General features: G+C 64.8%; 13 protein-coding genes. 10 read left to right on the forward strand and 3 right to left on the reverse strand.

Annotated elements, in window-relative coordinates:
- The first annotated feature begins 112 nt into the window (after positions 1-112).
- The 8 genes from BLR24_RS17335 (at position 113) to BLR24_RS17370 (ending at position 7,666) form a co-directional block, all read left to right on the forward strand.
- Complete coding sequence (locus BLR24_RS17335) at positions 113-1,687, forward strand: phospholipase D family protein (protein WP_093019084.1); 1,575 nt, start codon at positions 113-115, stop codon at positions 1,685-1,687.
- Between the two features lie 9 nt (positions 1,688-1,696).
- A complete protein-coding gene (locus tag BLR24_RS17340; RefSeq protein ID WP_093019086.1) occupies positions 1,697-2,485 on the forward strand; it encodes a sterol desaturase family protein in 789 nt (262 codons plus the stop codon).
- Positions 2,469-3,428: a fatty acid desaturase gene (locus tag BLR24_RS17345; protein ID WP_093019088.1), complete on the forward strand. Its 960-nt coding sequence runs from the start codon at positions 2,469-2,471 to the stop codon at positions 3,426-3,428. Before BLR24_RS17340 ends, BLR24_RS17345 begins: the two co-directional genes overlap by 17 nt.
- A 3-nt stretch (positions 3,429-3,431) precedes the next feature.
- A complete protein-coding gene (locus BLR24_RS17350; RefSeq protein WP_093019090.1) occupies positions 3,432-5,384 on the forward strand; it encodes a StlD/DarB family beta-ketosynthase in 1,953 nt (650 codons plus the stop codon).
- Positions 5,368-6,267: a DUF6999 family protein gene (locus tag BLR24_RS17355; protein ID WP_093019092.1), complete on the forward strand. Its 900-nt coding sequence runs from the start codon at positions 5,368-5,370 to the stop codon at positions 6,265-6,267. The genes BLR24_RS17350 and BLR24_RS17355 overlap by 17 nt, the downstream gene beginning before the upstream one ends.
- Before the next feature lie 17 nt (positions 6,268-6,284).
- Positions 6,285-6,653, forward strand: coding sequence for a hypothetical protein (locus BLR24_RS17360; RefSeq protein WP_093019094.1), 369 nt, complete (start codon positions 6,285-6,287; stop codon positions 6,651-6,653).
- Positions 6,640-6,870, forward strand: coding sequence for a hypothetical protein (locus tag BLR24_RS17365; RefSeq protein WP_055800144.1), 231 nt, complete (start codon positions 6,640-6,642; stop codon positions 6,868-6,870). The genes BLR24_RS17360 and BLR24_RS17365 overlap by 14 nt, the downstream gene beginning before the upstream one ends.
- A gap of 298 nt (positions 6,871-7,168) precedes the next feature.
- Positions 7,169-7,666, forward strand: a complete 498-nt coding sequence (locus BLR24_RS17370) for a hypothetical protein (RefSeq protein WP_254787397.1) — start codon at positions 7,169-7,171, stop codon at positions 7,664-7,666.
- On the opposite strand, the gene BLR24_RS17375 is transcribed toward BLR24_RS17370, so the two are convergent.
- Positions 7,660-8,508, reverse strand: coding sequence for a metal-dependent hydrolase (locus BLR24_RS17375; protein ID WP_093019099.1), 849 nt, complete (start codon positions 8,506-8,508; stop codon positions 7,660-7,662). The two genes, BLR24_RS17370 and BLR24_RS17375, sit on opposite strands and share 7 nt — an antisense overlap.
- Before the next feature lie 110 nt (positions 8,509-8,618).
- Here BLR24_RS17375 and BLR24_RS17380 point away from each other — a divergent pair, with 110 nt between their 5' ends.
- On the forward strand, positions 8,619-9,251 hold the full coding sequence (locus tag BLR24_RS17380; RefSeq protein WP_093019101.1) for a TetR/AcrR family transcriptional regulator: 633 nt from the start codon (positions 8,619-8,621) through the stop codon (positions 9,249-9,251).
- Between the two features lie 48 nt (positions 9,252-9,299).
- Here the strand turns inward: BLR24_RS17380 and BLR24_RS17385 are convergent, their stop codons facing one another.
- Both BLR24_RS17385 and BLR24_RS17390 read right to left on the reverse strand, forming a co-directional pair.
- The gene (locus BLR24_RS17385; protein WP_093019103.1) at positions 9,300-9,668 is read right to left on the reverse strand and encodes a nuclear transport factor 2 family protein; all 369 of its coding nucleotides are present in this window, start codon (positions 9,666-9,668) and stop codon (positions 9,300-9,302) included.
- Complete coding sequence (locus BLR24_RS17390; protein WP_093019576.1) at positions 9,668-12,187, reverse strand: sodium-translocating pyrophosphatase; 2,520 nt, start codon at positions 12,185-12,187, stop codon at positions 9,668-9,670. Before BLR24_RS17390 ends, BLR24_RS17385 begins: the two co-directional genes overlap by 1 nt.
- A 254-nt stretch (positions 12,188-12,441) precedes the next feature.
- On the opposite strand from BLR24_RS17390, the gene ppa reads away from it, so the two are divergent.
- Positions 12,442-12,969, forward strand: a complete 528-nt coding sequence (ppa, locus tag BLR24_RS17395; protein WP_093019105.1) for an inorganic diphosphatase — start codon at positions 12,442-12,444, stop codon at positions 12,967-12,969.
- Positions 12,970-13,024 lie beyond the last annotated feature (55 nt).

Raw genomic sequence — 13,024 nt, forward strand, 5'->3', positions numbered from 1 at the left:
GGTGAGCAATTTTTTGGATTGCGCCCGGATGAAAACGAAACCGGCATGTGCCGGCGCGCGTATCCATGGCAGGGACCGAAAAAAACCGACACCGCTGCGAGATCGATTCATCATGAATGCCTGGACTCAACTTCTGCGAATCTGCCTTGCCGGCGCCGTGCTGGCGGCGCTGGTGGCTTGCGGATCGCTGCCGCCGGCGCGCGAGCGGGCGGCGGTGAATGCGGCCGCGGTTGATCCGACCACGACGCTCGCAAAGATCGCGGCCGCCTCGACGCCGCCCGGCGAGCACTCCGGCTTCCGGTTGATGCCGCTCGGCGTGTATTCGCTGGACGCGCGCGTGCAGCTTGCGCAGCGTGCCCAGCGCTCGCTGGTGGTCCAGTACTACCAGTTCGAGAACGACGCCACCGGACGCCTTTTGATGCGCGCGCTGCGCGAGGCGGGTGCGCGCGGGGTGCAGGTACGGCTACTGGTGGACGATCTCTATACCGTCAAGAGCCAGCAGCTGCTGCTGGCGCTTTCTCAGACGCCCAACGTGGACGTGCGGCTGTTCAACCCCTTCTGCTGCGGGCGCAACGGCTTCCTGTCGCGCTTCGCGGCGTCGCCGCACGAGATCGGGCGGCTCAATCACCGGATGCACAACAAGCTCTTCATCGCCGACGGGACGATGGCGGTGGTCGGCGGACGCAACATTGCCGACGAATATTTCGTGCTGAGCGAGGCGCAGAACTTCATCGACATGGACGCGCTGGTGGTGGGCAAGGTGCTCCCGCAGCTCGAGTCGATTTTCGATGCCTACTGGAACAGCGAACAGGTCTGGCCCGTCGCCGACATTGTCCGCGGCGAGGGCGGCCGCACGCCCACGGCCGCCGACTTCGACGCCACGATCGGCATGGCGGCGGCGCCGCCGAAGATCGTGCTTCCGCCTTCCGACGTCCTGGGCTATGGCCCGATTGCGGAAGAACTCGACGGTGGCCGCATGGGGCTCTTGTGGGGCGAGGCCCACGCCATCGCCGATCCACCGACCAAGCCGACCACCATGACGGCGGACGAGGCCATTGCCACCAGCGTGACGATGAAGGTCTGGACGCTGTTGATGGACGCCAAGTTCGAAGTCGACCTGACCTCTCCCTACCTGGTGCCGGGCGAGCGCGGCATGGCGGCGTTCGAAGATCTGGCGAAGCGCAAGGTCAAGCTCACCCTGTTGACCAATTCGCTGGCAGCCAACGACGAGCCGTTGGTGCACACCGGCTATGCGCGCTACCGCGAGCGGCTGCTCAGGAGCGGGGCCGACCTGTACGAGCTGAGCCCGCAGCGCACCACCGCGGGCGAGCGCTTCGGCATGTTCGGCAAATCGCTGGGACGGCTGCATTCCAAGACCGCTGCCATCGACAAGACGCGCATCTTCATCGGCTCGATGAACCTCGATCCGCGCTCGGCGAGCCAGAACACCGAGATGGGCGTGGTGGTCGACAGTCCGCAGCTGGCGCGCGAGATGCTGCGCGTCATCAACATCAGCAAGCTGCAGAACTCGTACCGTCTGCGCCTCGCCAAGGAAACTGGCACGCTGCAGTGGCTCACGAACGATGGCGAGAAAGAAGTCATCCTGACGTCGGAGCCGGAATCCAGCTTCTTCCAACGTCTCCACAACCTGCTCATTGCGCCGCTGGTTCCCGAAATGCTGCTGTAGCCTCGGGGGATGGCGCAAACCTTTACTTCGTTGTCCGCCCTCCAGGTGATGTTGTGGGGGTTGGTCTTTTTCGGCGGCATCTATCTGGGGTTCGGCGCGCTCAACTGGCTGCTGACCCATCGCGTGCTGCCGGCGCTCGGCATCGGGCGCGTGCTCGACCCGCGGCCGCTGCAGCCGGGGCAGGTGCGCCGCGAATTGGCGCAGTCGGGGGTGTCGGTGCTCGTATTCGGGCTGGGCATGGTGTTTCCCTGGGGCCTGCTTCAATTGGGCTGGGCGCGGCTCGACGCCGACGCGGGCTGGCGCCAGATCGTGGCCGAAATCCTGATGCTCGCGATCTGGAACGACGTTCACTTCTGGCTGAACCATCGCCTGCTGCACACGCGCTGGCTGCGGCGCTTTCACGGGCCGCATCACCGCTCGGTCGTGACCACGCCCTGGGCGACTTACAGCTTTCATCCGATCGAAGCGGCAATGCTCGGCAACGTGATCCTGCTGCCGATGCTGCTGCACGATTTCAGCTTCTGGTCGCTCGCCTCGGTGCCGCTGTTCAGTCTGTTCTTCAACAGCGTCGGCCACTCGAACTACGACTTCTTTCCCCGGGTCTCATACAGCCACTGGTTTGCCGCCAGCCGCCGCCACCATTTGCACCATGCCTGCCACGGCGGCAACTACGGATTCCAGTTCACTTTCATGGACCGGCTGTTCGGCACGCGCATTGCCGCCGATGCGGCGGAGCCGCAGTTCCAGGCATTTCGCTCGAAGCAGCAACGCCAGCAACAGCATGGCACGCCGGCCTGAGGGGCCCCGTCGGCTGGCACGGCTGCGCCATTGGCGCGACTGGCAGAGCCTTGCGTATCTGGCGGCGCTTCCGGCATTGGCGGCATGGCAATGGACGCATGGGTTCTCCGTGCTGCTTTATGGGCCGATGCTGTTTCTCACGCTCGGCGTGGGCGTGATCCACCACAACCACGTGCATCTGCGCATGTGGCGGGGGCGGCACATGAACCGCCTCACCGACTTCTGGATCACGCTGCTGCAAGGGCATCCGACCTTCGTTTTCTGGCCCGCGCACGTGGCCAATCACCATCGCCACCGGCACGGGCCGCGGGACGTGGCGCGCACCTATCGCTTCAATGGCGACACCAATCATTTGCGGGGTTACCTGCTGCATCCGTTCCAGGCCGTGTGGGTGCTGGTGCCGGTGTTCCTCGGTTGGCTAAGCCGGCTTCGCAGGCACCGGCGGGGCCCGTGGCGCTACTGCATGGCGCAGTACGCGCTGTGGCTCGGCAGCTGGAGCGCGCTGCTGCTGCTCGACTGGCGCAAGGCGCTGCTGTTGGTGATCCTGCCGCAGTTGCACGGGCTGCATTGGCTGCTGGCGACCAACTATCTGCAGCACGCGCACGCCGACGGACACCGGTCCGCGGCGGATGCGGAGGCGCCGCGCGATACCGCAGGTACACGCCTGAACTACGCACGCAATTTCGAGGGGTTGGTGAACCCGTTGCTGTTCAACATCGGCCTGCACACCGCACATCACGAGAACCCGCATGTCCATTGGTCCGAGCTCACGCAATTGCACCGCACGCGCTACCGCGCGCGGGTCGATCCCGCGCTCAACGAGCAAGGGCTGGTGCCCTACATGGTTCGCGTGTTTGTGCTGGGAGCCCTGTGGCCGCGTTTTCGCAGCCGCTCGCTGATGTCACCCGTGCCGTCCGTGTCGCCGGAGTCTTCAACCCACTGAACCATGCCTGTTCCATTTCAACGCGTCTACATCGAGAGCGCCGGCTATTTCATGCCCGGCGAGCCCATTCCCAACGAGCGAGTGGATGCCTACGTCGCGCCGCTCAACCGCATGTCGGAGCGCATCAAGCGGCGCATCCTGGCCGAGAACGGCATCCTCACGCGGCACTATGCGATCGACGAGGAGGGCGTGACGCGCCACACCAATGCGCAACTGGCCGCAGGTGCGATTCGCGATTGCCTGCAGCGCGGCGGGGCCGAGCTGTCGCGCGTGTCGCTGCTGGCCAGCGGATCTTCGGGCGGCGACACGCTGATGCCGGGCTTTGCCAACATGATCCAGGGCGAGCTGGCTGCGCCGCCAATGGAAACGCTGTCGGTGCACGGCATCTGCGCTGCGGGCGTGTCGGCCATCCAGTCGGCCGCGCAGGGCATCGAACTGGGCGCGCACCGCACCGCGCTCGCGGTGGCCAGCGAAATGCCGTCGCGCCTTTTCAAGCGCTCGCGCTTTGCGGCGCGCGGCTACGAAACCGACTTCGATTCGCACTTTCTTCGCTGGATGCTTTCCGACGGCGCGGGCGCACTGCTGCTGTCCGACGGCATGCCCGCGCTGGCCGGCAACCCGGGGCTTCGCCTGAGGCTGAAATGGGTGCACCAGCGCGCGTTCTCGGGCGACTACCCCGTGTGCATGCAGTTGGGGCTGACCGAGGACCGCGCCCGCGGCCATCTCGATTTCGGCTCCTGGGCGGAGGCGGAAGCAGCCGGCGCCCTGTCTCTGCGGCAGGACATTCGCCTGCTGCCGCATCTGTTCGACATCGGCATCCATGAATACGCGACGCTGGTGCAGGGCGGATGGGTCGATCCGAAGCAGGTCGATCATTTCCTGTGCCACTACTCGTCGGAAAAATTCATTCCAGTGGTCGAAGACCTGATGACCAAGGCCGACCTCGCGATTCCCCGCGAGCGGTGGTGGAGCAATCTGGCCTGGCGCGGCAACACTGGTGCGGCGTCGATCCTGATCATGCTGTCGGAGTTTTTGCACACCAAGGCGCTGAAGCCTGGGGAGCAGATCTTCTGCTATGTACCGGAATCGGGGCGCTTCATGGCCGCCTACATGCTGCTGCAGGCCGAGGCATCCGATGCGCCGGCTCGGGCGGTGGCCGTATCTCACAAGGCGACCGAGGCAGCGCCCGACGAAGAGACTGCGATTGCGCCGCCGCACGATCCAGCCGCCGCGCCTGAAGGCCTGGGCGCACTGCTGACCGAACTGGCCGGCATCTGGCACGACTACCGCTCGAACGTGTGGCGCACGCCGCTGATCCGCCAGATCCGCGAACGCCGCTTTGCCTTGCCGGATTACCTGAACTGGATGGAGCAATGGATTCCGCAGGTGCGCGAAGGCAGCCGCTGGATGCGCGAAGGCGCCGCTTCGCTGACCGGTCCGTACAAGACTCTCGCCGCGCTGATCGACGTGCATGCGGGCGAGGAGCAGGACGACTTCAACATTCTCTTCAGCGACTACAGGAAAGCCGGCGGCACCGTGGCGCGGATCGACGACTTGCGCCGCAACCCCGGCGGGGAGGCGCTCAATGCCTACCTGCATGGGCTGGCGGCCACGCGCGACCCCATCGGCCTGCTGGGTGCCATCTACATCATCGAAGGAACGGGCCAACGCATCGTGCCCGCGCTGCTGCCGCTCATCAAGGCCGGCCTGAAGCTGCCGCCCGATGCGTTCCGCTTTCTCGAGTACCACGGCCACAACGACGAGAACCACCTGAACCGCTGGCTCGCCGCGGTCGAGATGGTGATAGCGGTGGAGGCGGGCAAAGACGGCCAAGATGCCACCGGACGGGGCAGGGCGGCTCGCCAGATCATCGATACCGCACGCCATACGGCGGCGCTGTACCTGATGCAGTTTCAGCACATCACGGAGCGGATGCCACATGAGTCGAATGCCTGATTTCCTTGCGCAGGGGCACGACGAGCGCGATCCCAGTCCCTGGCTCGCGCTCTATCTCGACCAGAGCACGCCGCTGCCGGACGAGGTCAAGGCGGCATGGCTCGCCGATTCGAGCTCGGGTTCGCGCCAGTATCTGCTGCCGTTCCTGCGGCCGGTGGCGCGGCTGACTATCGTCCTGATCCAGGTGGTGAAAGTGTTCGTGCCGCGCAACTGGTCGCACTCGAAGCTGCTGCACCGGCTGCTGGCCTGGGGGCTGAAACGCTTTGTGTCGCCGGAAGCCAATTGGCTGATCCTGCGGCACTTTCACCTCGGCTCGCAGGTGCTGGGCTTCATCGGCCGCAATTCGCCTGCGCCGGTGGGCACCTCGCCGCTGGAGCCGGCCGACATCGATGCGCTGAAGGACGAGATGTTCCTGAAGCACGACCTCAACCTCTTCAACTTCGTGATCCGCTTGAACCAAGCGCTGCGCGACAAGGGGCTGGTGCTGGGCAAGTCGCCCGATGTCGACTTTTCGATGATCAAGGGCCCTGGGTTGCGGCTTTCGGACATGCCGCGCGGCCGGCTCAACTTTCTCGACCTGCAGAGCGCCATCGAACTGTTCACGCCGCTGTACCAGCTGATGCTGACGGACAACGACTTCTGGCGCGCCGCCAATTCCCTGCAACTGGATGAAACGATCGGCATCTACGCGGCCACCTTGCTGGGCGCGCCCGAACACCTGATCCTGGTGAACAACAAGCATCCGCTGGTACCGCTGTCGACCCTGCGAGCCGGCCACCGGCTGGTGATCCACGGGCTGTCGACAGAAATGCTCCACAGCCTGCTCCAGCGTATGCGGACTGCCCAGGAGACGGCCCCACGACCGGAGCAGCCACTTGCATAGGCGTATGCTGCCCCCAGATGCAAACCATGAACACGACCGACCATCCGTCTCCCAAGACCGATCTGGCAGTGACCCACGTGCTGGCTCAGCTGCTGGAACGGCTCGAACACAGCGCCGTCCCTGTCAGCGCCGAGCAATACCGCTCGGTGGTCGAGCACCTGGTGCACGAATTCAGCGACGTTGAACCGGGCGCCGACCTGGGCCGCCTGCTCGACGCGTACCCGGCTGCGGCCGAGGTGTACGAAAATCTCAATTACCAGCACGCCGGCCTGTGCCGCTCGGCGCTCGACGCGGCGCTTGCAGCCGAAGTCAGCGCCAGGAAAGCCATTGAACGCGCGATGCGCAACACCGAACCCAAAAAGGATAAAGCCGATGGCCAAAGCTGAGGTCAAGACCGCCGTTGTGGCCGACGGCCTGCGATACAAGTCAAAAACACCCGGTTCGCCGTTCCGCGCTTCGGCGTCGTTCAGCGGTGCGACCATGTCCTGCTTCATGTGCGGAAAACACCGGGTGCGCTCGCAGCTGCGTACCCGCCAGGTGCTTGGCAAGTCGCAGACGGTGTGCGCACCTTCGTGCAAGGCGCTCGACGAATCGCTCGAATAGATCGAAACTCGCTCTTGGGCGGGTTTTCGCGTCGCTTTTGCGACATGCCTTGGGTGCGCATTGCAGATTTTCTTTCCAAAGCGCGTGGAATGGATATACAGTTAGAAACAAATGATGCATCTATTGCATAAATAAAAAGTTCTAATTTGTAGTCGACGACAAATGATTTTGTATACAGGCAATGACGTCCAGCGCCGGACGATCTGCGGAAGGACTTGCAATGAGTAAGCCGCGTCATGTCGTGATGCAGGTTGTCAAGCGCTCCTCCGGCAGCGCAACGCACCACGTCGAATTCCTCATGGACGACAACTTTGCCGAGCGCCTGCGCCAACTGCGCTCACTGGTTCCCCCTCTCGGCAGCCTCAACAAACAGCGCGACCTGGTAATCGACAAAGTGCGCGTGAGGCTTCCGAATGCCATCTGGCGCACCGGGACTCAGGTCGACAATGGCGTGGAGGGCTCCTGCATCGTCATTGCCTCTGAGGGCTCCTTCAATTGCGGCGGCAAGGACCGCACCACGCGCGAAAAGCTCGTGACCTACAACTTCTCCATTTCGCGCCTCGTCGACCTCCATACGGAGCGTACGGAGGGCGAAACCCTCTATATCCGCGATGGCACCTTCGCCAACGATGAGCCTGCCGAGTCACCTGCAGGCCTGTGGGTGGCCTCGTTGACCGAGGAGGAGGTGGTGATGCGCGTGCCCGATGCACCGTCCGACTTCGATACCTTGCACGAACTGACGCTGCGGCCCGAGCAGCGCGCAGGCGCGTCCACGCACCGAGCCACCTTTTACTGAAGCGCGGCGGCGGCTGCTTCGGAAGCCGGCCCGACGGGCGAGTACTGCGCGCGGTTGTCCTCGAGCCAGCGGACCGAAAGGCTGCTGTCCTGCTGCGCCGGGTGAAAATCGGCGCGGAAATAGCCGCGCCAAGCGCTCCAGTTGCCTTGAAAGAGGCCGCCCCGGCCGAGCAGAATGCGCACGGCACTCTTCCAGGTCGCCCATTTCCACAACTGCCCTTCATGGCGCAAGTTGGCGGCTGTCTGCCGCATCAAATCGCCCAGGAACATGAGCGTCACGCGGCGAAACCATCGGGTGCGCCATGGGTCCGAACCCCCGGCGGCCTTGTAGAGGTCGAAGGCGACGGCTTTGTGTTCCAGTTCCTCGGCGCTGTGCCAAAGCCACATGGTCCGGAGGCGAGGTTCGGCGCCTTCGAGCACTTCGGGGCGGGCCAGCAGCCATTCGGCGAACATGGCCGTGAAATGCTCCGTGGCCGCGGTCACTGCCAGTGCGTGGCGAGGGTCGGCGCCTTCCATGAGTTGCATGCGCCTGGCCGCCCGTGGCGACCAGCCATCCTTCAAACCCAGGCTCTCGAGATGCCCGTTGAAAAGCGAATGGATGCGGCGATGCGTGGCTTCCTGGCCGATGAAGCCGCGTACGTCGGCGCGGTGCTTTTCCTGCGCCTCCGGCGGCAGCGTGGCCATGACGTCGCGCACCGCGTCGATGAAGAACTGCTCGCCGAACGGAAAGCTCATCGACAGCGCATTGAAGAACGCGGTCGAGAATGCATCGCCGCCGCACCAGTTGCGGCCGAACGGCGTTTGCAGGTCGATCAGCAGGCGGCGCACGACAAGGTCGGTCATGAAAGCGGTCCTCGAGGAACTGGGTTGGTACACATTCGTACCGATTGATCGGATGGTGCGCACTACGGTGGGTACCGTCAAGTACCAATGCGTAGGAAAATGTGCCATCCATGAACACAGCAACTGAAAGTCCGGCAGTGGCCGGCTCTCCCGCACCACCGGCGCACGAGCACTATTCCCGACTGCTGGAAGGCATGGCGCGGGCGGTGGCGGCCAAGGGTTACGCGGACACGACCATCGCCGATATCGTGCGCGAGGCAGCCGTCTCGCGGCGGACCTTCTACGAGCATTTCACGACCAAGGCCGAATGCCTGGTTTCGCTCTACGAGGCGGCCAGCAAGCTGGCGCTGCGGGCGGTCGCCGAGGCCTTCGATCCGGCGCAACCCTGGCACCAGCAAGTGGAGCAGGCCATGACGGCATACCTCGACTATCTGGCGCAGGATCCGGTGCTGCTGCGTACGCTCTTCGTCGAGATCCTGGGCCTCGGAATGCCCGGGCTTGCGGCGCGGCGCCGTGTGAACGCCGAAATCGCCAGCTTCATCCAGGTGGCCATCAACAGCAGCAGCAATGGCGCACAGGGCCCCGCCGCGCACCTGACAAGCGAAATGGCCCTGACGGTCGTGGGCGGCATCAACGAACTGGTGCTCCAGGCCATCGAGCAGGACCGCGTGGACGATCTGCGCCAGCTGGTATCCCCGGCCACGCGCCTGGTGCGCGCGGTGGCGGCCGAAAGCCTCAGGTAGAGCGCCGGCTGGCGCAGGGCAGGGAGGTCCTAGAGCCAGCGCTTCCGATCAGGCCGGTTTGCTCTGCGCGGGATCGTAGAAGAACTCTTCCTCGGCGATGCGGTCGCCGTCCCAGCGCTGCCACGCGAGCTCTTCCATCCGCATGGCCTTGCCGCCCTTGAACCGGAAATCGAAAACCCAGCGGATCACCACGTGGTCACCGTTCACGAACACGGGGCGCACGCAGGTCGAGACGACAGATTCAGTGCGGTCGAGCACCGCCTGCTCGTGTGCAACCAGCGTGCTGCGGCCGCGCCGGGGCGCGGCCTGGTTTTCGCGCATGGTCGCGTCTTCGGTGTAGTAGTTCTCGATGGCCTTGGCATGCGCGCCGCTTTCCACGGCGGCGATGAAGGCCTCGAGTCTTTCCGCGGAGGGCATCAGCTCTTGACCTTCACTTCGACCCGGCGGGCTTCGCTCGCTGGCCCTGTGGCCTGGGTTTGTTCGGGCTTGGCAAGCTCGACCTTGTCAGCAGGTGCACCGGCGGCCTTGAGCGCATCGCCGACCGCGACGGCGCGCTGCTTGGCCAGCTCGGCGTTCGCCGCCGCATCGCCGCTGGCGTCGTGATAGCCGCTCACGAGCACCGTGCTGCCGCTCTGCACGGCCTTGATCACGTCGGCCAGCGCCTCCTTGGCATTGGGGGCGACCTCGGCCTTGCCGCTTTCGAAATAGAACTTCACCACGCCGTTCTCGACCTTCACGGCCGCGCCTTCGGCGGCGGCCACGGCGCCTGAAGCCACTGCAGCCGCCGGGGCCGCGGGCACTGCCGAAGCAGCTGGCGCGGTTGCAGGCGGAGGTGTCTCGATCTTGTGCGGCACGGCTGCGCCCGCGTCGCCGGCGTGGAACTTGACCACCAGCGGCACGATCAGCAGCGCCACGATGTTGATGATCTTGATGAGCGGGTTCACGGCCGGGCCGGCCGTGTCCTTGTAGGGGTCGCCCACGGTGTCGCCGGTGACGGCGGCCTTGTGTGCCTCGGAGCCCTTGCCGCCGTGGTGGCCGTCCTCGATGTACTTCTTCGCGTTGTCCCATGCGCCGCCGCCGGTGCACATCGAAATGGCGACGAACAGGCCGGTGACGATGGTGCCCATCAGCAGGCCGCCCAGTGCCTTGGGTCCGAGCAGCAGGCCGACCAGGATCGGCACCACCACCGGCAGCAGCGAGGGGATCATCATTTCCTTGATGGCCGCGCCCGTCAGCATGCTCACGGCCTTGCCGTACTCCGGCTTGCCGGTGCCTTCCATGATGCCGGGGATCTCGCGGAACTGCCTGCGCACCTCCTCGACAACGGCGCCAGCCGCGCGGCCCACGGCTTCCATGGCCATGGCGCCGAACAGGTAGGGAATCAACCCGCCGATGAAAAGGCCGACGATCACCATCGGGTCGCTCAGGTTGAAGCTGATGTTCAGCCCGAAGCTTTCCAGCTTGTGGGTGTAGTCGGCAAAGAGCACCAGCGAGGCGAGGCCGGCCGAGCCGATGGCGTAGCCCTTGGTCACGGCCTTGGTGGTGTTGCCGACTGCGTCGAGCGGGTCGGTGATGTCGCGCACGCTGGCCGGCATCTCGCTCATCTCGGCGATGCCACCGGCGTTGTCGGTGATGGGACCGTAGGCGTCGAGCGCCACCACGATGCCCGCCATGCTGAGCATGGCCGTCGCAGCCACCGCAATGCCGAACAGGCCCGCGAGCGTGTACGAGGCCATGATGGCAATGCAGACGAAGATCACCGGCCAGGCTGTGGAGCGCATCGAGACGCCGAGGCCCGCGATGATGTTGGTGCCATGGCCCGTGGTCGAGGCCTGCGCGATGTGCTGCACTGGCTTGTACTGGGTGCCGGTGTAGTACTCGGTGATCCACACCAGCGCGGCCGTGAGCGCGAGGCCGACGAAGCAGGCGCCGAACAGCTTGAGCTGGCTGCCGCTCGGGGCAATCGCGTTGTCGGGAATGATCCAGCTCGTGACGAACCAGAAGGCGATCAGCGAGAGGATGCCCGCGACGGCAAGGCCCTTGTAGAGCGCCGGCATCACGTTGACCATGCCAGGCGAGGCCTTGACGAAGAAGCAGCCGATGATCGAGGCGATGATCGACACGCCACCCAGCGCCAGCGGGTAGAGCACCGCGTTGACCGGCGCCGCCGTGACCATCAGCGCACCCAGCACCATGGTGGCGATGAGCGTGACCGCGTAGGTCTCGAACAGGTCGGCCGCCATGCCCGCGCAGTCGCCGACGTTGTCACCCACGTTGTCCGCAATCACTGCCGGGTTGCGCGGATCGTCTTCGGGAATGCCCGCTTCGACCTTGCCCACCAGGTCGGCGCCCACGTCGGCGCCCTTGGTGAAGATGCCGCCGCCCAGCCGCGCGAAGATCGAGATCAGCGAGGAACCGAAGGCAAAGCCGATCAGCGGATTGAGGATGTTCGAAAGGCTGCGGTCCGGCGTGAGGTTGCCGTTGCCCGCCAAAAACCAGTAGAAGACCGAGACGCCCAGGAGTCCCAGGCCTACCACCAGCATGCCGGTGATGGCGCCGCCGCGAAACGCGACGTCGAGCGCCGGGCCGATGCCTTGCGTGGCCGCCTGCGCGGTGCGCACGTTGGCGCGCACCGAAACGTTCATGCCGATGAAGCCGCAGGCGCCCGAGAGCACTGCACCCACCACGAAGCCGACGGCCGTGGTCGCGTCGAGAAAGATGCCAATGAGGATGGCCAGCACCAGCCCGACCACCGCGATGGTGGTGTATTGCTTGGCGAGGTAGGCGGAGGCGCCGGCCTGGATGGCTGCCGCGATTTCCTGCATTCGCGCATTGCCGGGGTCCTTGGCGAGAATCCAACTTCGGGCCCAGAAACCGTAGCCGACAGCCACGAGGCCGCAGACGATGGCGAGTATCAGGGGGGTGTTGCCGATCATGCTTTGCTTCTCCATTCGTTCGTTGTGACTTGTGGAGACGGACAGCATGGATCCTGCGCGCAACGCGTACGGGACCCAGGTTTTCCGTCGCGTTGCTTCCTCGAAGCTCGCTGCACCGAAGTGCGGAGCCGATTGGCCAACGGTTGCAATTTACAGGCAAAAACGCATGCGTGTGCGACCGTGCCATGACACGGAAAGTAAACTCCGGGTTTGTCCCCATCTCCCCTCATACTTTTCAACTACCCGAAAACGTCATGTCCTTCGACAAAGTCTCCCCCGGCAAAAACATCCCCGACGCCTTCAATGTCGTGATCGAAATCCCGATGAACGCCGACCCGATCAAGTACGAAGTCGACAAGGAATCGGGCGCCATCTTCGTGGACCGCTTCATGACGACCGCGATGTACTACCCGGCCAACTACGGCTATGTGCCGCAGACGCTGTCGGGCGACGGCGACCCGGTCGACGTGCTGGTGATCGCTCCGTATCCGCTGCTGCCCGGCGTGGTCGTGCCGTGCCGCCCGCTCGGCATCCTGATGATGGAAGACGAAGCCGGCGTGGATGGCAAGGTGCTGGCCGTGCCCACCGACAAGGTGCTGCCGATCTACAGCCACTGGAAGTCCGTCGACGACGTGAACCCGATGCGCCTGAAGGCCATCAGCCACTTCTTCGAGCACTACAAGGACCTGGAAGCCGGCAAGTGGGTCAAGGTGCTCGGCTGGGAAGGCATCGACGCGGCCAAGAAGGAAGTGATCGACGGCATTGCTGCCTACAAGAAGTAAGAAAAGCTTCAGACCGCAAGGAGGGCCGCAGCCGCGGCGCCTTGCAATGGCGGCC

The sequence above is a fragment of the Variovorax sp. OV700 genome (genome assembly GCF_900099805.1).
Lineage (GTDB): Bacteria > Pseudomonadota > Gammaproteobacteria > Burkholderiales > Burkholderiaceae_C > Variovorax.